The sequence below is a fragment of the Alphaproteobacteria bacterium genome, assembly GCA_041396705.1.
GTDB lineage: Bacteria > Pseudomonadota > Alphaproteobacteria > CALKHQ01 > CALKHQ01 > CALKHQ01.
In genome coordinates this window covers 200,111-224,636 of the sequence record JAWKYB010000006.1, presented here as the reverse complement: position 1 = coordinate 224,636, position 24,526 = coordinate 200,111, and the positions used below count along the sequence as shown (strand labels likewise).

The window sequence follows — 24,526 nt, the reverse complement described above, 5'->3', positions numbered from 1 at the left end:
GGACGGGCGCCATGCCGGCGCCGCGCCGCGCGCAACCCCTATTGCCAACGGATCACCACCAGCCGGTTGACGCCGGACTCGGGCAGCCAGACCTCGCCGGGGCGGCCGAGGATCTGGCGGACGTTGGCATCGGCCCGGTCGCTGGCGAAGCTGTCGAACCGCTCCAGCACCGGGTCGAAACGATGGACGGCGTTGGCGCCGAAGTCCGAGACCCAGACCGCGTCGGTCTCGTCGACATAGACGGCATAGGCGTGCGGGTCGGCGCCCGGCAGCCGCCACGACTGCCAGCCGCCGTCCGCCGGGTCGTAGGGGCTGAGCTGGCCGGCGTTCCATTCGCTGACCCAGATGCGGCCGCGGCTGTCGGACCAGACCCGGCGCGCGCCCTGGTTCGGCGTCGGCGGCTCGATCACCGTGGCGGCGCCGGTGGCGGTGTCGATGCGGGCGATGTGGCTGCCGGCCAGGCTGGCATAGTAGATCTCGCCGGCCGGCGTCGCGGCGATGCCATAGGGGCCGCGCCCCTCCGGCGCGGGCCAGACCTGCACCTGCGGGTCGGCCGGGTCGAGCCGGCCGTAGATGCCGTTCTGGCCGGTGAACCACAGCACGCCGTTGCCGTCGAAGGCCGCGGTGTTCAGGTTGGCATAGCCGCTGTCGGCCGGCAGCGGGTAGACCGCGACCGCGCGGGTCGCCGGATCGACCCGGACGATGGCGTTCTGGCCGCCGTCGGTGACCCAGGCGGCGCCGTCCGGGCCGACGATCACGCCGTGCGGCGCCGAGCCGGGGCCGAGCGGGATCTGCTCGATGGCGCCGGTCGCCGGGTCGAGCCAGCCCAGCGCGCCCTGCCGCTGCGCGGTGTACCAGACCCCGCCGTCCGCCGCCGGCGCCACGTCGTACGGCCGCGCGCCGCCGGGCACGTCGAATCGCTCGATCGTGACGGTGGCCGGATCGAAGGCCAGCGCCGGCGCAGCTTCCGAAACCAGCAGCAGGGTCTGCAACAGCACCGCCAGCATGGCCGCCGGCAACGAATTGGGTCGGCCGACGCACATCGTCACGCTCCCGGTCGCTTCCTCGACGGAGAGGCTAGGCGCCGCCCGGCCGGCGGTCCACCGGCGGCAGCGCGCGTCGGGTTGAATGTGACCGCAGGCAGCGTCTACGCCGTCAGCGCGAACCCGGCTTCCTGCGCCGCCTTCATGCAGTGGGCCAGGCCGGCGCGGGAGGTCATAGGGTCGGCCTTCTTCGGGTCCTGCTCGGCCTCGACCATCACCCAGGCCGTCATAGCCCCTGCCGGCGAGGGATGCGGAAGAAGCCGGTGTAGTCGACGCAGCCGTCGCCGGGCACGGTGAACACGCCGTCGAGCACGCCGTCGAGGAAGCTGCGGTCCGCGCCTTCCAGGTCGGCCAGCACCGCCGGGCGCGTCCGACGTGGACGTGGTTGATCCGGTCGATCCAGCGGCGGTGGTCGCGGCGATGTCGGCGCCGGCGAAGTGGGCGTGACCGGTGTCGAGCAGCAGGCCCACGGCCGGGCCGGTGTTCTCCATCAGCCGGTCGATGTCGGCCTCGGTCTCGACCTTGGTGCCCATATGGTGGTGGAACGCCATCGGCACGCCCTGGTCGGCCAGCCATTCGGCCATCTCGGTCAGCTGGCGCCGGTAGCCTTCCAGTCGCCGTCGGCCACATGCGCGGGCGGGTCGACACCGGCACGTCGAGGCCCTGCACGCTGCCCGCGGTCTCGGCGAACACCATCACCGGCGCGCCCAGCGCCTTGAACAGGGCGAGCTGGTCGGCGATCGCGCGTTTCTCCTCGGCGACCGGGCGCTCGGACAGCGACGCGCCGTACCAGCCGGAGATCAGCCGCAGCCCGTGCTGGTCCAGCTTGGGCGCGCAGCTCGTCGATGCCGGTCGGCATGGGGCGCACAGCTCGACGCCCTCGAAGCCGCACTGGCGCACCTCGGAGAGGCACTGGTCGATGGAGATATGGGCGCTGATCTCCGGCCGGTCGCCGTTGAGCCAGCCGATGGGCGCCATGCCGAGTCTCGCCATTCGATAACGCTCCTGCTTGCCGCAGCGCCGTTGCGCGTCAGTCCCGGGGCAGAGCCGGTACCTGTCGCCGGGCGCGCGATATGACCGAGCGCAACGGCGTGCCGTTGCGAAGAGATCCCCCGGGCCGAGCCCGCGGACGACGGGTCGAGGCGGGACGGCCCGCCGCACGAATTCTCCCGCGGTCAGACGCCGACGCGCTGGCGGGCCATGCCGTCGACATGGGCCTTCAGCGCGTCCTTCACCGCCTGGCGGGTGTTGACCTCCGGCACGCCGGTCTGCCACCAGGCGTCGCCCGGCGTCCAGGTGTAGGGGTCGGTCTTCAGCACGATCACCGTGGTGCGGTCGTTCTGCTTGGCGCGGCGGAACGCCGCCTCCAGGTCGCCGATGCCGGTGACGGTCTCGGCGATCGCGCCCATCGATTCGGCGTGCTTGGCGAAATCGACCTCGACCAGCTGCTTCTTGCGCACGGTCTCGAAGCGGTTGTTGAAGGCCGGGCTGCCCTTGGCGACCTGCAGCCGCTCGATCACGCTGAAGCCGCGTTGTCGCAGACGATGACGATCAGCTTGTGGCCGGTCAGCACCGACGAATAGATGTCGGAGTTCATCATCAGGTACGAGCCGTCGCCGATGAACACCAGGGTGTCGCGGTCGGGCCGCGCCATCGCCGCGCCCCAGGCGCCGGAGATCTCGTAGCCCATGCAGCTGAAGCCGAACTCGGCGTCGAACACGTCGACCGCCTTGGCGCGCCAGTTCTTGGCCAGCTCGCCGGGCAGCCCGCCGGCGGCCGAGACGGCATAGTCGGTCGGGTCGCACAGCCGGTTGATGGCGCCGACCACCTGGGCATAGCTCGGCACCTCGGCGTTGGTCGGTGCGCAGACCTTGTCCACCGTGGCGTTCCACTTGGCGTATTCGTCCTTGCCCTTGGCGATCCAGGCGTCCGGCGCCTTCCAGTCGCCGAGCCCGGCCGACAGCTCGGTCAGGCCGACCTGGGCGTCGCCGACCACCGGCAGCGAGCGGTGCTTGTGGGCGTCGAAGCGGGCGGCGTTGAGCCCGATGATGCGCACGCCCTCGTTGCCGAACACGGTCCACGAGCCGGTGGTGAAGTCCTGCAGCCGGGTGCCGACCGCCCACCACGTCGGCGTCGCCGGCCAGCGCGTTGGCCGAGGCCGAACCGGTGACGCCGATCGGCCCGGCGTTCTGCGGGTGGTCGAACGGCAGCACCGAGCGCCCGGCGATGGTCTCGACCACCGGCACGCGGTGCTGGCTGGCGAAGGCGGGCTCGGCGGTGGCACCGAATAGTCACGCCGCCGCCGGCGACGATCAGCGGCCGCTTCGCGCCTTCATGAGGTCGGCGGCGGCGACCAGCTGCTCGACGTCCGGCCGCGGCCGCGGGATGGGTGCACCTTCGGCTCGAAGAACACCTCGGGATAGTCGAATGCCCTCGGCCTGGATGTCCTGGCACAGGCCGATGAAGGCCGGACCGCAGTCGGCCGGGTCCAGCATCGTCGCCAGCGCCTGCGGCAGCGACTGGATGATCTGCTCCGGCCGGGTGATGCGGTCCCAGTAGCGGGTGACCGCCTTGAAGCAGTCGTTCACGCTGACGGTCGGGTCGTTGAAATGCTCGACCTGCTGCAGCACCGGGTCGGGCCGGCGGCTGGCATAGATGTCGCCGGACAACAGCAGGATCGGCAGCCGGTTGGAGTGGGCGACGCCGGCGGCGGTGACCATGTTGGTGGCGCCGGGACCGATCGAGCTGAGCGACACCATGATCTGGCGCCGCTTCATCGCCTTGGTGTAGCCGATCGCGGCCAGCGCCATCGACTGCTCGTTCTGGCCGCGCCACGTCGGCATCACGTCCTGCACCGTTTCCAGCGCCTCGCCGACGCAGGTGACGTTGCCGTGGCCGAAGATGGCGAACACGCCGGGGAACAGCTGGCGCTCCTCGCCGTCGATCAGCGTCTTCTGCGCGGTCAGCCAGCGCACGAGCGCCTGGCCCATGGTCAAGCGAACCGTCTTCATCGGATGTCCTCCCCGGTGGTCGCGCGGCTGCCTGCGGCGCCGCATTTCTCCTACCCCTGCCCCGGTTATAGGCAGCCCTGTCCGGGGAATCCAAGCGGCAAAATGGAGCGTGACAGCCGCCGACCCGCCGCTATAACAACGGGAAACACGCATCATGCGGGTCAGGGGGAGGAACACCAGAATGATCCGGTTCGCCCAGTTCGGCGCCGGACGCATCGGGGTCATGCATGCGCGCAACATCGCGCAGGAACCTCGGGCGTCGCTCAGCCATATCGTGGACGTCAACGCAACCGCCGCACGGGCCGTGGCCGATGCCACCGGCGCCAAGGTCAGCGACCGCGACGCCGCGCTCGGCGATCCGAATGTGGATGCGGTGCTGATCTGCTCCGCGACGCCGACCCATGTCGACCTGATGCTCGCCGCCGCGGCCGCCGGCAAGCCGGTGCTGTGCGAGAAGCCGATCGACCTGGACTATGGCCGCGCCAAGGATTGCGTCGCCAGGCTGTCCGGCATCGACGTGCCGGTGATGATCGGCTTCAACCGCCGCTTCGACCCGCACCACGCCGCCCTGCACGCCGCCGTGCGCAACGGCAAGATCGGCGCTGTCGAGCAGGTGATGGTGACCAGCCGCGACCCCGGCCTGGCACCGATGGCCTATCTGAAGGAATCCGGCGGCATCTTCCGCGACATGATCATCCACGACTTCGACATCGTGCGCTGGCTGCTGGGCGAGGAGCCGGTGACGGTGTCCGCCCAGGGCAGCGTGCTGGTCGACCCCGACGTCGGCAGCATCGGCGATTTCGACAGCGCGATCACCACCCTGCGCACCAGGTCGGGCAAGCTGGCGGTGATCACCAACTCGCGCCGCGCCACCTACGGCTACGACCAGCGGATGGAAGTGCTCGGCTCCGACGGCTGGGTGCACAACGGCAACGTGCCGGAATCGCTGGCGACCGTTTGGCGGGCCGACGGCTCCCACGGCACGCCGCTGATGAATTTCTTCATCGAGCGCTACGACGCGTCCTACCGCATCGCGCTCAACCACTTCATCGACTGCGTCGAGAAGGGTGTGGCGCCCAGCGTCGGCGCCATCGACGGCCTGCGCGCGCTGGCGCTGGCCGAGGCGGCGGACGCATCGGCCCGCAACGGCGGCGCGCCGACGGCGGTCGACGGGGTCTGAACCGGCCCCGCGGGGCAGCAACGGCACGGAGAGGCGCCATGTACGAGAAATACGGCCTGTTCATCGGCGGTACCTGGCGCGGTGCCTCCGACGGCGGCACCTATTCGGTGCTCAACCCGGCGACCGAGGAGAGCCTGGGCGATGCGCCGGCAGCGACGGTGGACGACGTCGAGGCGGCGATCGCGGCGGCCGAGGACGGGCTGAAGACCTGGCGCAAGACCCAGCCGTGGGAGCGCGCCCGCATCATCCGCCGGATCGGCGAACTGATGCAGGAGCGGATCGAGGACCTGGCCCGGACGATGACGCTGGAGATCGGCAAGCCGCTGGCGCAGTCGCGCATCGAGCTGCAGATGTCGATCGAGCAGTTCACCTGGTACGCCGAGGAGACCAAGCGCATCTACGGCCAGCTGGTCGAGGCGCGCACGCCCGACCACCGCATCATGATCACCTACCAGCCGGTCGGCGTGGTCGCCGCCTTCTCCGCCTGGAACTTCCCGGCGGTGCTGTCGTGCCGCAAGATCGCGCCGGCGCTGGCCGCCGGCTGCGCGATCATCGTGCGCCCGTCCGAGGAGGGGCCGGGCACGGTGATGGGCATCGTCAAATGCTGCGAGGATGCCGGCGTGCCGCCCGGCGTGGTCAACCTGCTGGTCGGCAAGGCCTCGAAGATCTCCGCGCCGATCATGGCCTCGACCGCGGTGCGCAAGATCTCGCTGACCGGCTCGACCGATGTCGGCAAGCTGATCATCCGCCAGTCCGCCGACACGGTGAAGAAGCTGTCGATGGAGCTGGGCGGCCACGCCCCGGTGCTGGTGTTCGACGACGTCGACCCGGTCAAGGCGGCCGACACGCTGGCGACGGCCAAGTACCGCAACGCCGGCCAGGTCTGCGTCTCGCCGACCCGCTTCTACGTGCACGAGAAGTCGAAGAAGGCGTTCACCGAGCGCTTCGTCGAGGTCGCGAAGAAGCTGAAGCTGGGCAACGGCCTCGACCCGGAGACCGAGATGGGGCCGCTCGCCACCCGCAAGCGGCTGGAGGACATCGAGCGGATGGTCGAGCAGACCCGGGGCGAGGGCGCAACGCTGCTGGCCGGCGGCAAGCGGCCGGCCGGGTTCAACCGCGGCTTCTTCTACGAACCGACCGTGTTCGACGACGTGCGCGACGACGGCGTGCTGATGACCGAGGAACCGTTCGGCCCGGTCGCGCCGCTGACCACCTTCCGCGATTTCGACGAGGTGATCGAGCGGGCCAACAGCCTGGAGATGGGCCTGGCCGGCTTCGTGTTCACATCGTCGCAGAAGACGGCCAACGCCGCCTCGGAGCGGCTGGAGACCGGCATGGTCGGCGTCAACACCATGGCCATCGCCATGGCCGAGGCGCCGTTCGGCGGCATCAAGCAGTCGGGCTTCGGCCGCGAGGGCGGCTCGCTCGGCATCAAGGACTATCTCGACGTCAAGCTGACCAGCATGGTGATGGTGTAATGCGACCCAATCCGATCCGGCAGATCTGGGCGTCCGGCGGCGCCGTCGTCAACGGCTGGCTGGCGGTGCCGTCGCCCTACTCGGCCGAGGTGATGGCACATGCCGGCTGGGACTCGCTGTGCGTCGACCTGCAGCACGGCAACAACGACTACCAGGCCGCGGCGACGCTGTTCCAGGCGATCTCCTCGACCAAGACCGTGCCGATCTGCCGGGTGCCGTGGAACGAGCCCGGCATCGTCGGCAAGATGCTCGACGCCGGCGCCTATGGCGTGATCGCGCCGATGGTCAACACCCGGGCCGAGGCCGAGGCGTTCGTGTCGGCGACCCGCTATCCGCCGCGCGGCCAGCGCAGCTTCGGGCCGATCCGCGGCCTGCTCTACGGCGGGCCGGACTATGCCGAGCATGCCAACGACACCGTCGTCGCCATCGCCCAGGTCGAGACGCGGGAATCGATCGAGAACCTGGATGCGATCTGCGCGGTGCCGGACCTGGACGGGCTGTACATCGGCCCGGCCGACCTGGCGCTCAGCTACGGCAAGAAGCCGATCTTCGACAACGAGGATCCGGAGATGCTGGACCTGTTCTGGCGGGTGCGCGACGCCTGCAGGAAGGCCGGCAAGGCGGCCTGCATCCATTGCGGGTCGGCGGCCTATGCGCGGCGGATGGCCGACGAGGGCTTCCAGCTGATGACGATCCTGTCCGACGCGCGGCTGATGGCGAATGCCGCGGCGGCCGCGGTCAAGGCGTTCCGCGAGGGCGCGCCGGCGGCCGCGCCGTCCGGCGGCACCTACTGAGCGGCAGCGGCACGCCGGCAACGCGGGGGAGGGGGCGGCGATGGCGAACAAGGCGAAGCTGGTCGTCGTCGGCCAGGTCCACGATTCGGGCTATGCCCTGCTCGACGGGCGCGACGACGTCGACCTGGTCCGGCTCGACACGCCGACCCGCGAGGCGGTGGCGGCCGAGATCGTCGACGCCGACGCGCTGGCGATCCGCACCTTCCAGCTGACCCGCGACCTGGTCGAGAAGGCCGAGAAGCTGCGCATCGTCTCGCGCCACGGCGTCGGCTACGACAACCTGGACATGGCGGCGCTGACCGAGCGCGGCATCCCGGTGGCGCTGGTCGGCAACGTCAACGCGGTGACGGTCGCCGAGCACACGCTCTACCTGATGCTGACGCTGGCAAAGCGCGGCTTCGCCTACGACCGGGCGATGCGCACGAACGACTGGGCATTCCGCGACGGCTTCGCCGCCACCGAACTCGCCGGCAAAACCGTGCTGATCTGCGGCTTCGGGCGCATCGGCCGCGGCGTCGCCCGCCGCTGCGCCGCCTTCGACATGCGGGTGGCGATCTGCGACCCGATGGTCGACGACACGGTCGTCTTTGCCGACGGCTACGACTATGTGGAGCGCTTCGCCGACGCGCTGCCGCAGGCCGACTTCGTCACCCTGCACCTGCCGATGACGGCGGAGACCCGCCACATGATCGGCGCCGATGCGCTGGCGCGGATGAAGCCGACCGCCTTCCTGGTCAACACGGCGCGCGGCAGCCTGGTCGACGAAGCGGCGCTGGTCGCCGCGCTGCGGGCGAAGCGGATCGCCGGCGCCGGGCTCGACGTGTTCGAGCAGGAGCCGCCGGCTGCCGACAACCCGCTGTTCCAGCTCGACAACGTGGTGCTGTCGCCGCACATCGCCGGGCTGACCGAGGAATGCGCGATGCGGATGGGGCAGGTCACCATCCGCAACGTGCTCGACATGCTCGACGGCCGGCTCGACCGCGACCTGGTCGTCAACCGGGAGGTGCTGTGAATGGCCAAACCGCCGCTTCGCGTCGGCCTGATCGGATCGGGGTTCATGGGCGCCTGCCACGCCAATGCCTGGCGGGCGGTCTCCGGCATCTTCGACGTGCCGCTGGAGCCGGTGCTCGAACTGCTGGCCGACGTCGATGACGCCGCGGCCGCGAAGAACGCGGCGCGGTTCGGCTTCCGCCGGTCGACCGGCGACTGGCGCGCGCTGGTCGCCGATCCCGAGATCGACGTGGTCGACGTCACCGCGCCGAACATCCTGCACCACGAGATCGGCATGGCGGCGATCGCGGCCGGCAAGATCGCCTATTGCGAGAAGCCGCTGGCCAACACCGTGGCCGATTGTGCCGCGCTGGCCGCGGCGGCGGCCGCGGCCGGGGTGCCGACCGCGATCGGCTACAACTATCTGAAGAACCCGATGATCGGGCTGGCCCGCGACATCATCCAGAGCGGCGAGATCGGCGAGGTGGTCGGCTTCCGCGGCATCCATGCCGAGGACTACATGACCGACCCGGCCGCGCCCTTCTCGTTCCGCAACGAGCTGGTCGGCGGCGGCGTGCTGGCCGACCTGGGCAGCCATATCATCGCGATGGCGCGGTTCCTGGTCGCACCGATCACCGAGGTCTGCGGCCATCTGCACACCGTGGTGCACGAGCGGCCGGTGGCGCGCGGCGCGTCGCAGATGCGCCCGGTGACCACCGACGACCAGGTCAGCTTTCTGTGCAGCTTCGCCAACGGCGCCGCCGGCGTGATCGAGGCGAGCTGGGTGGCGCAGGGCCGCAAGATGCAGCTCGGCTTCGAGCTGACCGGCACCCGCGGCTCGCTGGCGTTCGACGCCGAGCGGCTGAACGAGCTGCAGCTGTCGACCATGGGCCAGCCGAAGGGCCGCGAGGGCTTCAAGACCATCTGGGCCGGCCCGGACCACCCGCCCTACGGCGCCTTCTGCCCGGCACCCGGCCACCAGCTCGGCTTCAACGAGCTGAAGATCATTGAGGTGCGCGACATCCTGCTGGCGCTCGGCAGCCCGGAGCGGCGGCCCTGGCCCGACTTCGCCGAGGGCCTGGCGGTGCAGCAGGTGATCGAGGCGGTGCGGGTGTCGGCCGAGCGGCGGAGCTGGGCGAGGGTCGAGGGCGTGTAGGCGGAACGCCCGACCGCACCGTTCGCGGCGGCGCGGCCGCCGCGTGCTTTGCCGAGCAGGAAATCAGCGACGAAATGCGGATGTCGTCCGCGGCATTGTCCGGCTCGCAGCGCGCGGCTCAAGCCTCAGTCGGTCGCGGCGCGAACAGCCTGAGCGGCCGGGAGAGCCCGCGCAACCGGTGCTCGCCGAGGTCGTCCAGTGCGGCATCGGCGAGGCGGCCGGCGACCGGCGCCGTGAGCAGTACCGGCTGCCCGAGGGTCTTGCACAGCGCCTCCACCCGCGCGGCCGCGTTCACGCCGGGGCCGATCACGGTGAAGTCCAGCCGCTCCGGCGCGCCGACATTGCCGAAGAACACCTCGCCCTCGTGCAGCGCGATGCCCGAACGCAGCGGCTGCCAGCCCGCGGCGCCGGCCAGCGCCGGCGGCGGCGCCTCGCTAAGCGCGCCGACGTCGGCAAGGGCGCGGGTCGCGGCAGCCAGCGCGGCGCGTGCGGCGGTTGCGCCCGCGGCATCGTCGGCAAACGGGAATACCGCGAGCATGCCATCGCCGATGAACTTCAGCACGTCGCCGCCATGGGCCATCACGGCGCCGGCCATCCGCTCGAAATAGGCGTTGAGCAGGCCGAGCATGGCTTCGGCGGGCAGCCGGTCGCTGAGGTCGGTGAAGCCGCGCAGGTCCGAGACCCAGATGATCGCGCGGATCGCCCGGCCGGAGCCGCGGGTGATCGCCCCGTGCAGCACCTGCGCGCCGGCCGCGGAGCCGAGATAGGTGTCGAGGACGTTGGCGGCGATCCGCTGGGCGATGTGCCGCTCGACATGCAAGGCGAACGGCGCGAGCACGCGGCGGATCGCAGCGAGCTCGCCCGCGTCGAATCCTTCCGGGCGGCGGGTCGCCACGGTGGCGGCGTTGTGGTAGCTGCCGCCCGCGGTCAGCGGCAGCGCGAGATAGTGGCTGATGCCGCGCGCCGCCAGCTCGGTCATCAGCGGGAAGCGGGCCCGCTGCAGCGGATCGGCGAGGTCGATGTCGATGGTCTCGCCGCGCTCGATCACCCGGCTCAGCGGATTGCTGCGGAAGCTGTCGGTCAGGCGCGAGGCGGCGTCGACCTTGACCTCGTCGCACAGCCTGTCGTCGATCTGCCAGTTCCAGGCGAAGCCGAGCAGCTGCGGGTGCAGCGTGCCGACATGCAGGCTGGCACGCGCCAGCGGCAGGCCGGCGGCGACCAGGCGCCAGACCAGCGATTCGTATAGCGGCAGCAGGTCGGGCTCCGCCAGCGCGTCGCCGAGCAGCCAGGTCGCGATGTCCTCGACCGTGGTCGCGGCCGGCGCGGCGGCTGGCCCGCGCGCGCCGCGGCGCAGCAGGGTGACGAACGGCGGGTAGCTGCGCGGCGCCGGATCGATTTCAGTCGTCGCCATAGACGATCCGCACCACCTCGATCTCCTCGACGCCGGCGGGGGTGCGCACGCGCACGACGTCGCCTTCCTCGGCCTTGTGCAGCGCGCGGGCGATCGGCGAGATCCAGCTGACCTCGCCATGCTCCTGCCGGGCCTCGTCGACGCCGACGATGCGGACGGTGCGCTCCTCGTCGGCCTCGGTGGCGTAGGTGACGGTGGCGCCGAAATAGACGCGGTCGCGCTGGACCTGCCGGCTCCGGTCGACCACCTCGGCGATGGCCAGCCGCTTGCGCAGGAAGCGGATGCGCCGGTCGATCTCGCGCAGCCGTTTCTTGCCGTAGATGTAGTCGCCGTTCTCGGAGCGGTCGCCATTGCCGGCGGCCCACGACACCACCTCGACCACCTTCGGGCGCTCGACCGCGGTCAGCTGGTCGAGCTCCGCCTCGAGCCGGGCGAAACCGGCCGGCGTGATGTAGTTCTTCACGCCGGCCGGCAGCGCCGCCTCGGTGTCGGGCAGGTCGTCCTCGGCGTCGTCGTTTTCCTTGGTGAAGGCCTTGCTCACCGGCCCTGCGCTCCTGGTTGGCTCGTCGCCAAGACTAGCGGCGGCACGGCCGGTGGCAAGCGGCCGTCTCATTCGGCCGGCATGAATGCGCCGGAGATGCCGTAGGCGCTGATGACGCCGCCCACCGCCGCCGGGTCGGCATAGGTCTCCAGCGTGAAGCCGACGCCGCGCGGGATCGGCTGGGTCCCGTCCGGCGCCAGCGTCAGCACCAGCGTGCCCGGCGCGCCGGCGAAGGCGATGACGGCGTCGAACAGGGCCCGGTGCTGCGGCATCGCCGCCGCCATCGTATCGGCCCAGGCCGCGATGTCGGCCGCGGCGCCCCGGCCGTCGTCGGGGAAGCCGGCCAGCAGGGCGCGGGTCCGCTCCAGATCCTGGCGTGCCGGCGCAAGCGCGAGTTCGACCTGGTCGCGGTTCTGTCCGGCTGCGGTCGCCTCCACGGTGGCGATCAGCTCCTCGGCCAGCTCCGCCATGTTCTCCAGCGCGGCGCGGTGGAGATAGGCACCGATGCCGACCAGCGGGTGCGCCGCGGTGTCGGTGAACGACAGCGTGCCGCGCGCCGGACTGGCCTGGGACCCGTCGAACTGGATCGCCATCTGGAAGCGCCCGAGGCCGTCGAGATCGAGCGTGGCATCGACGTCGTGCCAGTCGCCGTCGCCGCGCAGCACGGTCAGGACGCCCGAGCCGGTGATCGCCGCGACCCCGCCGACATAACGCTGCAGCATGGCCATGCCTTCGGCGCCGGAGGCGGCGGCGAGGTCGAGGGCCAGGCCGTCGACCGCCAGGCCGATGGTCTCGGGCTCGGCGGTGGCGCCGCGCATGCCGAAGACCAGGCCGAGCATGCCTTCGTCCAGGTAGAGGCGATCGATGCGCAGCGCAACGGTGTCGGCGTCGGGCACGGTGTCGGGCCGCACGCCGAAGGTGAGGTCGGCCAGCCCGCGGTTGGTCACCCGGATGTCGGTGATCTCGATGCCGCCCGACGGCTGCTCGACGATGCCGCCATAGGAGAGACGGCCGGCAAGGTCGGGCTGCGCCAGAAAGGCGGTGACGTCGTCGACATATTGGGCCTGTGCCGGTGCGCCGGCGATTGCTGCGGCGACCGCGGCAGCCGGCAGCAGCCCGGCGCGGGCGAAGCGGGACATGATCATCGTGCGACTCCTCGTTGCCGCGCCGGGTGGCGGCGCGGCCGGTGGAATGAACAAGGTTCACTATTTCGGCGCCGACCGATGCCGCATGCGCTGCGGTTTGTCGGCACCGCAGTCAGTCGCCGCGGCGCCGGGTTCGGTTCAAACGGTCGGGAACTCCGCGCCAGCTCAAGGCGTTCTGGGTCCATCGCCAACTGATGGAGAGCCATCATGCGAATTCTGACTCCTCTGGTCGCCGGCGCCGCGACCGCGCTGGCCGCCCATGCCGCCACGGCCCAGTCGCCGACATCCTATCTGTGCGCCGGCGTCGGCGAGGAATCGCGCGCCGAGGCCGATGCGATGCAGCATAGCCTGAAGATCGTGTTCGCCGAGCCCGACGGCCATTTCCTTGCCGACGTGGCCACCGTGATCGAGGACGGCGACGGCGGCGTGCTGGTCGACGTCACCTGTCCGGGCCCGTGGCTGCTGGTCGACCTGCCGGCCGGGACCTATCGCATCGACGCATCGTTTCATGGCGAAACCAGGACGATCTCGGTCGACGTCGCCGGCGAGCAGGGCCAGGAGCAACTGGTCACCTTCTGATCGCAGATCCGGCGCGGGCATCGTCGCCCGCGCCGGGCCGGCCCGTCCATCCGCCGTCGACCGCGGAGCGTTGCGGCTGCAAGTCGTCGCTGGCCTTGGGGCGGACTTACGGATAGATAGAAAGGGCCGGTCCGCGCCCGACCGGTCGATCAACGATTTTTGACTACAAGCTCTATTAGGCGGGGCGCATTCCGGACCCGGTTGCGCCGTTCCCGCCTCGGATGGTCACGCCGCCTGGCCCGGGCCACAGCAATTGCGAGCAGGGGCGATTGGATCATGAATTATCTGAGCCCGGACCTACGGACATGTTCGCCGGTCGCCGGCGCCGCCACGCTGGCGGATCGCGCCTTCGACCAACTGCAGCATCTGATCGTGACGCTGGACCTGAAGCCGGGCGAGATGATCACGGAATCGCAGGTGATGGCACGGCTGGACATCGGCCGCACGCCGGCGCGCGAGGCGCTGCTGCGGGCGCGTTATGCCCGGCTGGTCGAGCCGGGGCCGGGCCGCAGCCACGTGGTGACGCGGCTGGACTTCGACCAGATGCAGCAGGTGCTGGAGGTCAGCGGCTTGCTGGAGCGTCTGCTGGTCGCGCGGGCGGCGAGCGCGCGCAGCCCGGCCGAAGGGCGGCAGTTCGCCGCCATGGCCGCCGCGTTCGGCGACAGCGTCCGCGACGGCGATATCGACGTGCTGCTGCAGACGATCCAGACTCTGAATCTGCTGGTCGGCTGCGCCGCGCGCCAGCAGGTGGCGGCGCGGGCGGTCGCCCCGCTGTGCGCGCAGACCTGCCGGCTCGCGGTCGTTGGCTTCCGCTACGCCGGGTTGCCGCTGGAGCGGATCGCACCCGGCTATGCCGCCCTGGCCCAGGCGCTGGCGGCGGGCAACGCGCGGCGCGCCGTCGATGCGCTGGCGCACCTGCTGCTCGGGTGGGCCGAGATCGTCGAGGCTCTTGCCGCGAGCCCCGCTTTGCGCGAATGGAGCATAGGCGCGAACGGCAGGTGGTAGCCGTCACGGCCGCCGCCCGCATCGGACGCGGACGGTGCGGCGCGAGCGGAGAGGACGATGGCGCAGAAACCGGAATGCATCCTGGAAGCGGGCTGCTGGCTCGGCGAGGGGCCGTGCTGGGACGCACGCGACCAGTGCCTGTACTGGACCGACATCCCGTCGCGCCGGCTGCACCGCTGGTCCGCCGCGGACGGCCACGCGGTCTGGCCGGTGCCGAACATGGTGACCGCGCTGGCGCCGCGGCGCGCCGGCGGGCTGATCGTCGCCGAGCTGCACGGACTGGCGTTCTTCGACCCGGCCTCCGGCACGCTTCGTCCCTTCGTCGCACCGGAGGCCGATCGGCCGCGCAACCGCTCGAACGACGGCGGCTGCGACCGCCAGGGCCGGTTCTGGTACGGCACCATGTCGAACAACCTGGCCGAGGACGGCGGTCCGATCGAGATGGAGGGCAGCACCGGCGCGCTCTACCGGGTCGACCCGGACGGCAGCTGGCGCGCGATGGCGACCGGGATCGGCATCTCCAACACCTTTGCCTGGACCGCCGACGACCGAACCTTCTATTTCGCGGACACGCTTGCCGGCATCTACGCCTACGACTTCGACCCGGCGGCCGGCACCGTGGCCGACCGTCGCCCGTTCGCGATGCAGGACCGTCCGGACCTGGCCGATCGCGGCCATCCCGACGGCTCGACCATCGACTGCGAGGGATTCCTGTGGAATTGCCGGTGGGACGGCGGCTGCGTCATCCGCTTTGCGCCCGACGGCAGCATCGACCGGGTGGTGGAGCTGCCGTGCAGCCGGGTGACCAGCGCCGCCTTCGGCGGGCCCGACCTCGACACGCTCTACATCACCACCGTGACCTACGGCATGGACGCCGGCGAACGTGCGGCACAGCCGCTGGCCGGCGGGCTGTTCGCCTACGACCCCGGGGTCAGGGGGCTGCCGCAGGGCGTGTTCGCCGGTTAAGCGCTGGGGCGCGCCGGGCGCGAACGGAATTCACCCCGGAACGACGGTGCCGGCGGCGGGAAAGGGCGGTATTTGCCCGAAATCCGTTTGTAATACGCTCGTCGCGGTCCGATTTTGACTGGCGTTGACAGGGCGTGTCACTTAATCTCTGATCGCAAACAAGAATTCATACATCCGTCGGGATGGCGCCGCGGTCCTTCGCCCGACACTCCGGTGAAGCGATATCTGTCGCGGGCGCACTCGTCGCCGAAGCCCGAGCCTTCCGGTATTTGGGGAGCACGCTATGAACCTGATCCTCGGGGCTACGGTCGGTGCGCTGAACCCGAGCCGCGGATGCCTGTCATTGCGCCTCGGCCATGCCGTCAGCGCGATCCTGCTGGTCGCCCTGGTTGTGATCGGCCTGGGACGGATCGCACCGGCCCAGGCCCAGGAAGGCAGCGTCGGCGTGGTCGTCAAGATCTCCGGCGCCGTCACGGCTGTGCGCAACGGCACGGCGGTCGCGCTCGACCTGGGCGCGCCGATCTTCGTCGGCGACCGGCTGGAGACCATGGCCGACAGCGCGCTCGGCGTGACGCTGAAGGACAACTCGCTGCTGTCGCTGGGCCCGTCGTCGGTGTTCGAGTTGACCGGCTTCGTGCTCGATCCGGTCAGCCAGAACTTCTCGATGGGCGGGCGGATCATCAACGGCTCGATGGTCGTGACCACGGGCGAGATCGGCAAGATCGCACCGGAGAATGTCGAGTTCGAGACCCCGTTCGGCGTGATCGGCATCCGCGGTACGAAATTCGCCGTCAACGTCAGCTGATCCAGAGCAGCCAGTCGCGCAGGTGCCCCCCATGCCGCCTCACCGGTCGAAGCCTGTTTCCCGTGCGACAGCGCTGCGGTCGTGCCGCTGGCCCGTGCGCCTGACGGCGCTGGGGCTTGTCGGGCTCGCGGTCGGCTGCACCAGCCCGCAGGACATCGAGACGGCGCGTCAGAGCACCGTTGCCGGCGGTGCCTTCGACCAGGCGCTCTACACCGGCTATCTGGCCCTTGCCGAGTCCGAGACCGCCCAGGCGGACTGGATCGATGCCGACTTCTATTTCGGCAAGGCGCAGGCGGTGCTGCGCGGCGAGGCGGTGGCGCCGGAACTGGTGGCCGACTGGAACGTGCCCGACGATGCGGTCGCCGACATCGCCGCCGGCCGCGAGGCGCTGGTCGACGTCCTCAACCGGGGCGGGGCCGAATTCGCCCCGGCCGATTCGGCAGAGGCGCAGACCGCGTTCGACTGCTGGATGGAGCAGCAGGAAGAGGCCTTCCAGACGGACGACATCGACGGCTGCCGCAGCGCGTTCGACGCGGCGCTGGCCCGCGCGAAGGCGGCCACCGGCGGTGTGGTGGCGATGCTGCTGCCGTCCGACGGCGCGCAGCAGACCGCCATCGAGTTCGCCACCGATGCCGGCGCCGCAGTCATCGACCAGCCGCTGACCGCGACCCAGGCCCAGGCGGACGCGGCGCCGCCGCAGCCGCCGGTGCCGCTGAAGCCCACGACCGTCGAAACGCTGTTCGGCGACGCCATCGCGGCACAGCCGGACGACCCGGTGGACACCATTCTGTACTTCCTGCCGGGAACGGCGACGCTGACCGACGAATCGGCGGCCCAGGTCGACGGCATCGTCGCCTTCGCCCTCGGCCGGCCGGTGGTCAGCGTGCGGGTGGTCGGCCATACCGACACGGTCGGATCGCCGGCGGTGAACGCGCGCCTGTCGCTGCGCCGGGCGATCCAGGTTCGCGACACGCTGGTCGGGGCCGGCCTGCCGGAGGCCTCGATCGATGTGTTTTCCCTGGGCGAGAGCAACCCGCTGGTGCCGACGCCCGACGAGACGGACGAGCCGCGCAACCGCCGGGTCGTCGTGACGGTGCGGTGACGCGAACGGGCGTCATGGATCGTCTCGCCGCGCGCCTCGACCGGCGCTAAGGGAACGCGATGCAGCCACCGAGTCCGATCGGCCCGCAGGGCATGCAACCCGCGCCGCATGTGGGCAGCCTGGGTGCGCCGGCGGTCGCGGCCGGCGGCGGCCGCTCGCGCGCCTCGCTGGTGATCGCGCTGGCGCTGCTGCTGCTGGCCGGCCTGCTGGTTGCGCGTGCGCTGGACGCGACGCCGATCGCCCGCCTGCGCATGGCAGGCTTCGACGTGATGCAGCGGCTGGCAGCCGCCGAGCCGCACGATGCCGGCGGCGCGGTCGTCATCCTCGACATCGACGAGCGCAGCCTCGCCGCCCATGGCCAGTGGCCGTGGCCGCGCGACCGGATCGCGCATCTAGTGGCGGAACTGGATCGCGCCGGCGCCCGGGTGATCGGCTTCGACATCCTGTTCCCAGAGCGCGACCGCCTGAGCCCGGAGGACCTGGTCGCCCGCTTCGCCGTGCCGCCGGCGGACCGCGACGCGCTGACCGCGAGGCTGATCGATCCCGACGCCGCGCTGACCGATGCCATCGCGGCGGCCGACGCGCCGGTGGTGCTGGCGAGTGCGCTGGTGCGCAGCCGCGACCGGTCGCTGCCGACGGGCGAGGCGGCTGGGCTGGTGCTGCCGCCATCGCTGGCGACCGAGGGACCGTCGCCGATGCCCTGGCTGCTGCAGGCCGACGGCGTGGTCGGCAACATCTCCGCCATCGAGGTGGCGGCGACCGGGCGCGGCTTCCTGACCAATTTCGTCGACGGCGATGGCGTGGTCCGCCGCCTGCCGCTGGTCGCGCGGGCGGGCGGCAACCTGCAGCCGGGGCTGGTGCTGGAATTGGCCCGGCTCGGCCTCGGCGCCGACGCGGCCACCGTCGTCACCGACCCGGTATTCGGCATCGCCGGCGTGCGCATCGGCGACCGGCTGATCCGGACCGACGCCAGCGGGGCGATCTGGCTGCGCGCCACCGCCGACGGGGCGCCGATCGCCGACCGCATCGCCGCCGGCGACCTGCTGGCCGGGCTGGTGCCGGAGGACCGGCTGGCCGGCCACGTCGTCCTGATCGGCTCGACCGCGCTCGGTCTCAACGACCAGGTGACCGCCGCCGGCGGCAACGTGCGCGCCGGCGTCGAGGTGCTGGCCGACGGCGCCGCCATGGTGCTGGCGGGCGACCCGCTGTACCGGCCCGGCTATGCGCCCTGGCTGGAGGGCTTGGCCGCGCTGGTGCTGGGGCTTGCCTTCCTCTACCGCATGTCGCTGCACGACGCCCTGCGCACGGCGATCATGGGCGTCGCCGCCGCCGTGCTGCTCGCCGGCGCGGCCGTGGTCGCGCTCGCCGCCGGCGACATCCTGCTCGATCCCACCTTCCCGATCCTGTCCGCCCTGATCTTCGCGGCCATCGCCGGCTATTGGCGGGCCCGGGAGGTCGAGCGCGGGCGTGAGCTGGCGCGCCGCGCGCTGGCCGAGGCGGACACGTTCATCCACCGGCTGGTCGACGCCACCTTCGACGCGGTGGTCGCGGTCGACCGCACCGGTCGCCTCCTGTTCGCCAACCGTGCAGCCGCGGCGCTGCCGGTGCTGGGCGACGCGCTGAAGCTCGGAGCGGACATCAACAGCCTGCTGCATCGGGCCGCCGAGGCGGGGCCGCTCGGCCAGGCCGGCTTCGTGCCGGCGCTGGCGGCCGAGCCGGGCACGGTCGACCTGGTCGCGATGGACGCCGACACGACCCGAGAGATCCTGCTCGAAGTGACCGCGACCCCGCTGCGCGACGATCCCGACGGCACCGTTGTGCTGGTGCTGCGCGACGTCACCGCGCGCCGCGCCGCCCAGCGCCGCATCGAGACCCAGGCCGAGGACCTGCGGCGCATGGCCGACGACCTGACCCAGCAGACCCGCGACGCGCGTGCCGCACGGGCGACGGCGGAACGGGCCAGCGCGGCCAAGAGCGAATTCCTGATGATGATGAGCCACGAGCTGCGCACGCCGCTGAACGCCGTCATCGGCTTTGCCGAGTTGATGAACGAGGAACCGTTCGGTGCGCTGGGCGACCACCGCTATCGCAGCTATGTCCGCGACATCCGTGCCAGCGGCGCGCAACTGCTGGCGCTGATCGATTCGATCCTGGAGGTGGTCCGCCTCGACGCGCGCGACCCGGTCGGCCACGACAACGCCTTCCCGATCGGCCCGCTGGTGCGCGAGTGCTGCGACGCGATGCAGCCGCAGGCCCGTGCCGGCCATGTCGACCTGAGCTGGACCGTCGACGACGAGAAGGCGCTGTTCTGCGGCGACAGCGGCCTGATGCGGCAGATCCTGGCCAGCCTGCTGTCGAACGCGGTGAAGTTCACCGCTTCGGGCGGCGCGGTCGCCGTCACCGCGGCGGTCGACCGCGAGCGCGGCCTGACCCTCGAGGTCACCGACAACGGCATCGGCATGTCGCCGCTGGAGCAGGACCGCGCCGTGCTGATGCTCGAATATTCCGGCGACAACATGACGCGTCGGCATGGCGGCGTCGGCGTCGGCCTGACCCTGGCCAAGCTGGCGACCGAGAAGCAGGGCGGTCGGCTCAGCATCTCCAGCGCGCCGCAGCGCGGCACGACGGTCGAGGTCTGGTTCCCGGCCGGGCGGCTGCGCTGGCCGGGGTCCGACCCGGTCGAGCCGAAACCGACGCAGCCGATTGCCATCCGCTTTCGAACGCGTTGAGAATGGCCGTCGCGGGCGGCCGAACGAGGGGGGAATGCACCATGGAGCACAAGGGGCGCAACGCGCTGGTCACCGGCGCCGTCGGCGGGCTGGGCGTGGCCCAGGTCGAGGGACTGGCGCGCGCCGGCGCCGCGGTGACGTTGATCGACGTCAAGCCCGATGGCGCGGCGACCGCGGCGGCCATCGCCGCGCGCCTGCCCGCTGGCGTGCCGGCGCCGCGCTACGAGCCGTTCGACCTGGCGGATTCCGACGGCCTGAAGGCGCGGGTGGCCGCGCTGGATGCCGATGTCGGCGGCTATGACATCGTTGTCAACAATGCCGCGATCAACCCGTCGGACCCGATCGACGGCTACGACCTCGACCTCTACCGCAAGACCCAGGCGATCAACGCGACCGCGGCGGTGGCGATCGCGATGGCGACGGTGCCGTCGATGAAGCGCAAGGGCTGGGGCCAGATCGTCAACATCTGCTCGATCACCATGAACGGCGGCTGGACCGACTTCACCGCCTACGTCACCAGCAAGGGCGCGATGCTGACCTTCACCCGCGCGCTGGCGCGCGAGCTCGGCCCGTTCAACATCCGGGTCAACGCGGTCAGCCCCGGCGCCATCCCGACGCCGATGGAAGAGGAGGTGTGGGCCGACCAGCTGGAGACCTACCGCCAGTTCCTGCTCGACCACCAGTCGCTGAAGTACCGCGGCAGCGCGGAGGACATCGCCAACGCCATCCTGTTCCTGGTCTCCGACAAGGCCCGGTTCATCACCGGCCAGAACCTGTCGGTCGACGGCGGCTGGTGGATGCACTGAATGGAAGCTGGCAAGCGGGACGGCATCATGAAGATCACGGCGCTAGAGACGGTGCGGCTCGGCGAGTTTCCCAATCTGGTCTGGGTGCGGGTTCACGGCGAGGACGGGCTCTACGGCCTGGGCGAGACCTTCATGGCCGCCGGCGCGGTCGAGGCCTATCTGCACGAGATCGTGGCACCGCTGGTGCTGGGCGAGGACGCCTTCGCCATCGACCTGATCGCCCGCAAGCTGGTGCCCTATATCGGCTTCCGCGCCACCGGAGTGGAAACGCGGGCGGCCTCGGCGGTCGACATCGCGCTGTGGGACCTGTGGGGCAAGGCGACCGGCCAGCCGGTGGTCCAGCTGCTCGGTGGGCGGACCCGGCCGGACATCCGCACCTACAACACCTGCGCCGGCTATCGCTACATCCGCGACACCCGCCTGCAGAAGGTGGCGAACTGGGGGCTGGGCGAGGCGGAGGGGCCGTACGAGGACCTCGACGGCTTCCTCTACCGCGCCGACGAACTGGCGCTGTCGCTGCTGGAGCAGGGCATCACCGGCATGAAGATCTGGCCGTTCGACATCGCGGCGGAGTCGACCGGCGGCCAGTGGATCTCGTCGGACGACCTGAACACGGCGCTGAAGCCGTTCGCGCTGATCCGCGATGCCGTCGGCGACCGCATGGACATCATGGTCGAGTTCCATTCGCTGTGGAACCTGCCGACCGCGATCCGCATCGCCCGCGCGCTGGAGGAGTTCGACACCTACTGGCACGAGGACCCGATCCGGATGGACAGCCTCGCCTCGCTGAAGGCCTATGCGTCGGCGAGCCGGGCGCCGCTGTGCGCGTCGGAGACGCTGGGCGGGCGCGCCGCCTTCCGCGACCTGCTGGAGACCGGCGCGCTCGGCATCTGCATGCTGGACCTGAGCTGGTGCGGCGGTCTGTCGGAGGCGAAAAAGATCGCAACCATGGCCGAGGCCTGGCACCTGCCGGTTGCGCCGCACGACTGCACCGGTCCGGTGGTGCTGGCGGCGAGCTGCCACCTGTCGTGCAACGCGCCGAACGCGTCGATCCAGGAATCGGTGCGCGCGTTCTACACCGGCTGGTATCGCGAGATCGTCACCGCGCTGCCGCCTGTGGCCGACGGCCGGATCGCGCCGCCGGAGGGACCCGGACTCGGCCTCGACCTGCTGCCGGACATCGCCGCGCGGCCGGATGCCTCGGTGCGGTGGTCGCGGCCTGAATAGGGGCCGGCGCGCCGGTTGCGCGCCGGCTGTCGGCGGATCAATAGCGCTCGCTGATCATCAGCTGGCCGGGCAGGCCGCGGCCGCCGTCATAGGAGCCGATCCAGATGTCGTACACGCCCGACTGCGGATTGGTGAAGGTGATGGCGGGGTTCATGCCGCCGCCGCTGTCGTCGTCGAACCACCACTGGCCGTTGGGGTCGTTGATCAGCAGCATGGTGTCGTAGCCGGACTGCACCATGATGGTCAGGTTGTAGGTGCCCGAGGTGGTGTACTGGAACGCGAAGTCGGGCTTGGCCGCGACCGAGCCGGTGTAGCGCGAATCGCCGAAGCAGCCGGCCAGCGAATAGCGGCCGCCGGCGGTGATGTTGCGGACCCAGGGATCGGGCTGGAAGTTCTCGTAGAGCACGATCTCGCCGAAAGAGGCGGGCAGGTTGTAGTCGGGGCAGGCCTGCGCTTCGGTTGCCAGCGCGAACGCGCAGAATGGCAACGCGGCCAGGGCCAGGCGGACGTTCTTCTTCATGGGGGCACCTTTGGCTGGGACGTCGGATGGAGTCACCCGACGCAAGTGAATATTGCTAGCACTTAATCGTGACTTAATTCAGCCGTTTCGATGGCGGCTCGGAAGCCGCCGGCACGGTGGGCCGAAGCTGCTCCCGGGTTGATCCGGGGTGGTCGCTGCCGCGTCGCGATGGCGTCGATGACGTTGGCTTCCGTGCGCCAGACGCTGACCTCGAGGTCGACCGCGGGCCGCTCGTCAGCCCGGTCCCGTACCGGCATCCGCGCGCGTCCGCCGTTCGCCGGCAAGCAGCGCCAGAGCGGCATGGATGACCTCGTCGCCGACGAGGTCCGGTGTCAGCAGGCGCTGCAGCACCAGCCCCTCGGTCAGCGCGTGGATGATGCGGACCATGACGTCCGGCGGGAAAGGCAGGTCGTCGTCCGCCACCATGGTCCGCAGCCACGCCGCGCCGGCGTCGTAGCCTCGCGCCGTCTGCGCCTGGGCCTGGCTTCTTACGTCCTCATGGCCGAGCGCATAGGCCCGGCCGGTCAGAAATCCGACGGCGGCAGCGCGCCGGGCCGGCACGGCCGCGATGGTGGCCTCGGCAATGGCGCGCAGGACCGCGGAAAAGTCGGAGCCGGGAACCACGGTCGGCTTGATGGCAGGCCAATATGCCTCCGCCAGTGCAATGAACAGCGCGTCGCGATTGCGGTAGTTGCTGTAGATCGCGCCGGTCGTCATCCCGGCGCGCTCGGCGATGTCCGCCATCGTGGTGTGTTCATAGCCCTTCTGCCGCGTCAGCTCGCGCGCGGCGTCCAGCAGCCTGGCGCGCGTTCGCGCCCGCTTGTCGCCCTTGGGCCGCCTTCGCGGATTCTCCGCTGCCGTCGTCATTGTTTCCTGCCCGGATTCTGCTATTGGATAGCAATCGTATAATATAATACTCATACGGAATAACAAGCATGACGACGGACGATCTGGCCGCCGGGGTGGCGATCAGGCGCTATGTCGACGCCGGCGCGTTGGCCGGCGCGGCGACGCTGGTCTGGAGAGATGGCGAAGCGCGGGTCCTGTGCGTCGGCTGTCGCGACCTGGAGACCGGGTGTCCGGTCACGCGCGACACGATCTTTCGCATTGCATCGATGTCGAAGCCGATCACGTCTGCCCTGGCCCTGATGCTGTTCGAGGAAGGGCGCTTCGCGCTCGACGACCCGATCGCCCGCTGGGCGCCGGAATTCGCCAGGATGCGGGTGCTGCGTTCACCGGAAGGGCCGCTCGACCGGACGGAACCGGCCGAGCGGCCGATCACGTTCGCGGATCTGCTGACCCATCGCGCGGGCTTCACCTACGGCGACTTCCACCGCGGGCCGATCGCCGCGGCCTACCGCGATGCGCTGGGCGGCGACATCGACAGCGCGGTGCCGCCGCACGAATGGATCGCTCGCCTGGCCGGGCTTCCGTTGATCGATCACCCGGGCCGCGGCTTCCACTACGGCAAGTCCACCGACCTGCTCGGGCTGCTGATCGAACGCATCGCGGATGCGCCGCTGGCGGACGTGCTGCAGCGCCGCATCTTCGAGCCTCTCGGCATGCGCGATACCGGCTTCGCCGTCGCAGCGAAGGATTACGGGCGTCGCGCCGGGTTGCTCGGCTTCGATGACGAAGGTCGTCCGGCCACGCTCAGGTCCGTTCCCGGCGGACACGCGCTGTCCGAGCGGCCGGCCGGCATGACCTTCGTTTCCGGCGGCCAGGGCCTGTGGTCGACCCTGGACGACTTTCTCGCATTCGCGCGCATCTTCGTCGAGGGCGGCGCCGCGGCCGGGGTTCGCCTGCTGCGGCCGGCGACGCTGGGGATGATGGCGTCGAACCGTCTCAATGCCGGTCAACGCGCCGCGGCGCGGCTGCTCGGGCTGCCGCTGTTTGCGCAAGGGCACGGCTACGGGATGGGGGTGGCCATCGTGATGGAGCCGGACAAGGCCGATCCCACCCGCTGCGGTGGCGGAACCGGCGCCGTCGGCTGGCCCGGCGCCTACGGCAGTTGGTGGCAGGCGGATCCGAATGACGG

At 70.9% G+C, this 24,526-nt stretch carries 25 protein-coding genes and 3 pseudogenes; 15 read left to right on the top strand and 13 right to left on the bottom strand.

Going from position 1 to position 24,526, the window contains the following annotated elements; all coding sequences use genetic code 11:
• Positions 1–38: 38 nt before the first annotated feature.
• The 4 genes and pseudogenes from R3F55_10705 to R3F55_10690 form a co-directional block, all read right to left on the bottom strand.
• Positions 39–1,043, bottom strand: a complete 1,005-nt coding sequence (locus tag R3F55_10705; protein MEZ5667881.1) for a lyase — start codon at positions 1,041–1,043, stop codon at positions 39–41.
• A gap of 104 nt (positions 1,044–1,147) precedes the next feature.
• Positions 1,148–1,273, bottom strand: a complete 126-nt coding sequence (locus R3F55_10700) for a hypothetical protein (protein MEZ5667880.1) — start codon at positions 1,271–1,273, stop codon at positions 1,148–1,150.
• A complete protein-coding gene (locus R3F55_10695) occupies positions 1,270–1,401 on the bottom strand; it encodes a hypothetical protein (protein MEZ5667879.1) in 132 nt (43 codons plus the stop codon). The genes R3F55_10700 and R3F55_10695 overlap by 4 nt, the downstream gene beginning before the upstream one ends.
• 112 nt (positions 1,402–1,513) lie before the next feature.
• Positions 1,514–1,627 (bottom strand): annotated as a pseudogene (locus R3F55_10690) (myo-inosose-2 dehydratase).
• A gap of 44 nt (positions 1,628–1,671) precedes the next feature.
• Here R3F55_10690 and R3F55_10685 point away from each other — a divergent pair.
• Positions 1,672–2,043, top strand: a complete 372-nt coding sequence (locus R3F55_10685) for a hypothetical protein (GenBank protein MEZ5667878.1) — start codon at positions 1,672–1,674, stop codon at positions 2,041–2,043.
• A gap of 175 nt (positions 2,044–2,218) precedes the next feature.
• Here R3F55_10685 and R3F55_10680 read toward each other — a convergent pair whose 3' ends face one another.
• The 4 genes and pseudogenes from R3F55_10680 to R3F55_10665 all read right to left on the bottom strand — a co-directional run bounded on the left by R3F55_10680 (position 2,219) and on the right by R3F55_10665 (position 4,054).
• A complete protein-coding gene (locus R3F55_10680) occupies positions 2,219–2,563 on the bottom strand; it encodes a thiamine pyrophosphate-dependent enzyme (protein ID MEZ5667877.1) in 345 nt (114 codons plus the stop codon).
• Positions 2,560–3,117, bottom strand: coding sequence for a thiamine pyrophosphate-dependent enzyme (locus R3F55_10675; protein ID MEZ5667876.1), 558 nt, complete (start codon positions 3,115–3,117; stop codon positions 2,560–2,562). The genes R3F55_10680 and R3F55_10675 overlap by 4 nt, the downstream gene beginning before the upstream one ends.
• A gap of 58 nt (positions 3,118–3,175) precedes the next feature.
• Positions 3,176–3,298: pseudogene (locus R3F55_10670) on the bottom strand (hypothetical protein).
• Between the two features lie 57 nt (positions 3,299–3,355).
• Entirely contained in the window at positions 3,356–4,054 is a 699-nt protein-coding gene (locus tag R3F55_10665; protein ID MEZ5667875.1) for a thiamine pyrophosphate-binding protein, read from the bottom strand.
• Positions 4,055–4,235: 181 nt separating this feature from the next.
• Here R3F55_10665 and iolG point away from each other — a divergent pair, with 181 nt between their 5' ends.
• The 5 genes from iolG to R3F55_10640 are packed head-to-tail and all read left to right on the top strand — an operon-like array spanning position 4,236 to position 9,652.
• Positions 4,236–5,234 carry an inositol 2-dehydrogenase gene (iolG, locus tag R3F55_10660; GenBank protein MEZ5667874.1) on the top strand — a complete coding sequence of 333 codons (999 nt, stop codon included), beginning with the start codon at positions 4,236–4,238 and terminating at the stop codon, positions 5,232–5,234.
• A 38-nt stretch (positions 5,235–5,272) separates the two neighbouring features.
• Positions 5,273–6,712, top strand: coding sequence for an NAD-dependent succinate-semialdehyde dehydrogenase (locus R3F55_10655; GenBank protein MEZ5667873.1), 1,440 nt, complete (start codon positions 5,273–5,275; stop codon positions 6,710–6,712).
• On the top strand, positions 6,712–7,506 hold the full coding sequence (locus R3F55_10650) for an aldolase/citrate lyase family protein (protein MEZ5667872.1): 795 nt from the start codon (positions 6,712–6,714) through the stop codon (positions 7,504–7,506). The genes R3F55_10655 and R3F55_10650 overlap by 1 nt, the downstream gene beginning before the upstream one ends.
• 40 nt (positions 7,507–7,546) lie before the next feature.
• Positions 7,547–8,518, top strand: a complete 972-nt coding sequence (locus R3F55_10645) for a hydroxyacid dehydrogenase (GenBank protein MEZ5667871.1) — start codon at positions 7,547–7,549, stop codon at positions 8,516–8,518.
• Positions 8,519–9,652, top strand: a complete 1,134-nt coding sequence (locus R3F55_10640; protein MEZ5667870.1) for a Gfo/Idh/MocA family oxidoreductase — start codon at positions 8,519–8,521, stop codon at positions 9,650–9,652.
• A gap of 118 nt (positions 9,653–9,770) precedes the next feature.
• Here R3F55_10640 and R3F55_10635 read toward each other — a convergent pair whose 3' ends face one another.
• The 3 genes from R3F55_10635 to R3F55_10625 form a co-directional block, all read right to left on the bottom strand.
• Positions 9,771–11,063, bottom strand: coding sequence for an adenylate/guanylate cyclase domain-containing protein (locus tag R3F55_10635; GenBank protein ID MEZ5667869.1), 1,293 nt, complete (start codon positions 11,061–11,063; stop codon positions 9,771–9,773).
• Positions 11,050–11,604 carry a transcription elongation factor GreB gene (gene greB, locus R3F55_10630; GenBank protein MEZ5667868.1) on the bottom strand — a complete coding sequence of 185 codons (555 nt, stop codon included), beginning with the start codon at positions 11,602–11,604 and terminating at the stop codon, positions 11,050–11,052. The genes R3F55_10635 and greB overlap by 14 nt, the downstream gene beginning before the upstream one ends.
• A gap of 68 nt (positions 11,605–11,672) precedes the next feature.
• Positions 11,673–12,749 carry a hypothetical protein gene (locus tag R3F55_10625; protein MEZ5667867.1) on the bottom strand — a complete coding sequence of 359 codons (1,077 nt, stop codon included), beginning with the start codon at positions 12,747–12,749 and terminating at the stop codon, positions 11,673–11,675.
• A 207-nt stretch (positions 12,750–12,956) separates the two neighbouring features.
• Here R3F55_10625 and R3F55_10620 point away from each other — a divergent pair, with 207 nt between their 5' ends.
• The 8 genes from R3F55_10620 to R3F55_10585 all read left to right on the top strand — a co-directional run bounded on the left by R3F55_10620 (position 12,957) and on the right by R3F55_10585 (position 21,968).
• The gene (locus R3F55_10620; protein MEZ5667866.1) at positions 12,957–13,328 is read left to right on the top strand and encodes a hypothetical protein; all 372 of its coding nucleotides are present in this window, start codon (positions 12,957–12,959) and stop codon (positions 13,326–13,328) included.
• Positions 13,329–13,604: 276 nt separating this feature from the next.
• Positions 13,605–14,333 (top strand): GntR family transcriptional regulator, encoded by a 729-nt coding sequence (locus R3F55_10615; GenBank protein MEZ5667865.1) that lies wholly within the window; start codon positions 13,605–13,607, stop codon positions 14,331–14,333.
• A 57-nt stretch (positions 14,334–14,390) separates the two neighbouring features.
• Positions 14,391–15,299 carry an SMP-30/gluconolactonase/LRE family protein gene (locus tag R3F55_10610; GenBank protein ID MEZ5667864.1) on the top strand — a complete coding sequence of 303 codons (909 nt, stop codon included), beginning with the start codon at positions 14,391–14,393 and terminating at the stop codon, positions 15,297–15,299.
• Between the two features lie 283 nt (positions 15,300–15,582).
• On the top strand, positions 15,583–16,104 hold the full coding sequence (locus R3F55_10605; protein ID MEZ5667863.1) for a FecR domain-containing protein: 522 nt from the start codon (positions 15,583–15,585) through the stop codon (positions 16,102–16,104).
• A gap of 94 nt (positions 16,105–16,198) precedes the next feature.
• The gene (locus tag R3F55_10600) at positions 16,199–17,206 is read left to right on the top strand and encodes an OmpA family protein (protein MEZ5667862.1); all 1,008 of its coding nucleotides are present in this window, start codon (positions 16,199–16,201) and stop codon (positions 17,204–17,206) included.
• A gap of 59 nt (positions 17,207–17,265) precedes the next feature.
• Positions 17,266–19,935, top strand: a complete 2,670-nt coding sequence (locus R3F55_10595; protein MEZ5667861.1) for a CHASE2 domain-containing protein — start codon at positions 17,266–17,268, stop codon at positions 19,933–19,935.
• Positions 19,936–19,976: 41 nt separating this feature from the next.
• Positions 19,977–20,741: an SDR family oxidoreductase gene (locus tag R3F55_10590; protein MEZ5667860.1), complete on the top strand. Its 765-nt coding sequence runs from the start codon at positions 19,977–19,979 to the stop codon at positions 20,739–20,741.
• A gap of 27 nt (positions 20,742–20,768) precedes the next feature.
• Positions 20,769–21,968, top strand: a complete 1,200-nt coding sequence (locus tag R3F55_10585; protein ID MEZ5667859.1) for a mandelate racemase/muconate lactonizing enzyme family protein — start codon at positions 20,769–20,771, stop codon at positions 21,966–21,968.
• 37 nt (positions 21,969–22,005) lie between these two features.
• Here the strand turns inward: R3F55_10585 and R3F55_10580 are convergent, their stop codons facing one another.
• Together R3F55_10580 and R3F55_10575 are read right to left on the bottom strand one after the other, a co-directional pair.
• On the bottom strand, positions 22,006–22,488 hold the full coding sequence (locus tag R3F55_10580) for a peptidase S1 (protein ID MEZ5667858.1): 483 nt from the start codon (positions 22,486–22,488) through the stop codon (positions 22,006–22,008).
• A 234-nt stretch (positions 22,489–22,722) separates the two neighbouring features.
• On the bottom strand, positions 22,723–23,355 hold the full coding sequence (locus R3F55_10575) for a helix-turn-helix domain-containing protein (protein ID MEZ5667857.1): 633 nt from the start codon (positions 23,353–23,355) through the stop codon (positions 22,723–22,725).
• A 68-nt stretch (positions 23,356–23,423) separates the two neighbouring features.
• Here R3F55_10575 and R3F55_10570 point away from each other — a divergent pair.
• A pseudogene (locus R3F55_10570) lies at positions 23,424–24,503 on the top strand (serine hydrolase domain-containing protein).
• Positions 24,504–24,526: the final 23 nt, after the last annotated feature.

Excerpts from the sequence above, each read along its gene's own strand:
- R3F55_10580 (MEZ5667858.1), bottom strand. The coding sequence starts at position 22,488 with ATGAAGAAGAACGTCCGCCTGGCCCTGGCCGCGTTGCCATTCTGCGCG.
- R3F55_10615 (MEZ5667865.1), top strand. The coding sequence starts at position 13,605 with ATGAATTATCTGAGCCCGGACCTACGGACATGTTCGCCGGTCGCCGGC.
- R3F55_10645 (MEZ5667871.1), top strand. The coding sequence starts at position 7,547 with ATGGCGAACAAGGCGAAGCTGGTCGTCGTCGGCCAGGTCCACGATTCG.
- R3F55_10665 (MEZ5667875.1), bottom strand. The coding sequence starts at position 4,054 with ATGAAGACGGTTCGCTTGACCATGGGCCAGGCGCTCGTGCGCTGGCTG.
- R3F55_10605 (MEZ5667863.1), top strand. The coding sequence starts at position 15,583 with ATGAACCTGATCCTCGGGGCTACGGTCGGTGCGCTGAACCCGAGCCGC.
- R3F55_10590 (MEZ5667860.1), top strand. The coding sequence starts at position 19,977 with ATGGAGCACAAGGGGCGCAACGCGCTGGTCACCGGCGCCGTCGGCGGG.
- R3F55_10640 (MEZ5667870.1), top strand. The coding sequence starts at position 8,519 with ATGGCCAAACCGCCGCTTCGCGTCGGCCTGATCGGATCGGGGTTCATG.
- R3F55_10595 (MEZ5667861.1), top strand. The coding sequence starts at position 17,266 with ATGCAGCCACCGAGTCCGATCGGCCCGCAGGGCATGCAACCCGCGCCG.
- R3F55_10650 (MEZ5667872.1), top strand. The coding sequence starts at position 6,712 with ATGCGACCCAATCCGATCCGGCAGATCTGGGCGTCCGGCGGCGCCGTC.
- R3F55_10705 (MEZ5667881.1), bottom strand. The coding sequence starts at position 1,043 with ATGTGCGTCGGCCGACCCAATTCGTTGCCGGCGGCCATGCTGGCGGTG.
- R3F55_10635 (MEZ5667869.1), bottom strand. The coding sequence starts at position 11,063 with ATGGCGACGACTGAAATCGATCCGGCGCCGCGCAGCTACCCGCCGTTC.
- R3F55_10655 (MEZ5667873.1), top strand. The coding sequence starts at position 5,273 with ATGTACGAGAAATACGGCCTGTTCATCGGCGGTACCTGGCGCGGTGCC.
- R3F55_10685 (MEZ5667878.1), top strand. The coding sequence starts at position 1,672 with ATGCGCGGGCGGGTCGACACCGGCACGTCGAGGCCCTGCACGCTGCCC.
- R3F55_10625 (MEZ5667867.1), bottom strand. The coding sequence starts at position 12,749 with ATGATCATGTCCCGCTTCGCCCGCGCCGGGCTGCTGCCGGCTGCCGCG.
- R3F55_10575 (MEZ5667857.1), bottom strand. The coding sequence starts at position 23,355 with ATGACGACGGCAGCGGAGAATCCGCGAAGGCGGCCCAAGGGCGACAAG.
- R3F55_10700 (MEZ5667880.1), bottom strand. The coding sequence starts at position 1,273 with ATGACGGCCTGGGTGATGGTCGAGGCCGAGCAGGACCCGAAGAAGGCC.
- R3F55_10585 (MEZ5667859.1), top strand. The coding sequence starts at position 20,769 with ATGAAGATCACGGCGCTAGAGACGGTGCGGCTCGGCGAGTTTCCCAAT.
- iolG (MEZ5667874.1), top strand. The coding sequence starts at position 4,236 with ATGATCCGGTTCGCCCAGTTCGGCGCCGGACGCATCGGGGTCATGCAT.
- R3F55_10620 (MEZ5667866.1), top strand. The coding sequence starts at position 12,957 with ATGCGAATTCTGACTCCTCTGGTCGCCGGCGCCGCGACCGCGCTGGCC.
- R3F55_10610 (MEZ5667864.1), top strand. The coding sequence starts at position 14,391 with ATGGCGCAGAAACCGGAATGCATCCTGGAAGCGGGCTGCTGGCTCGGC.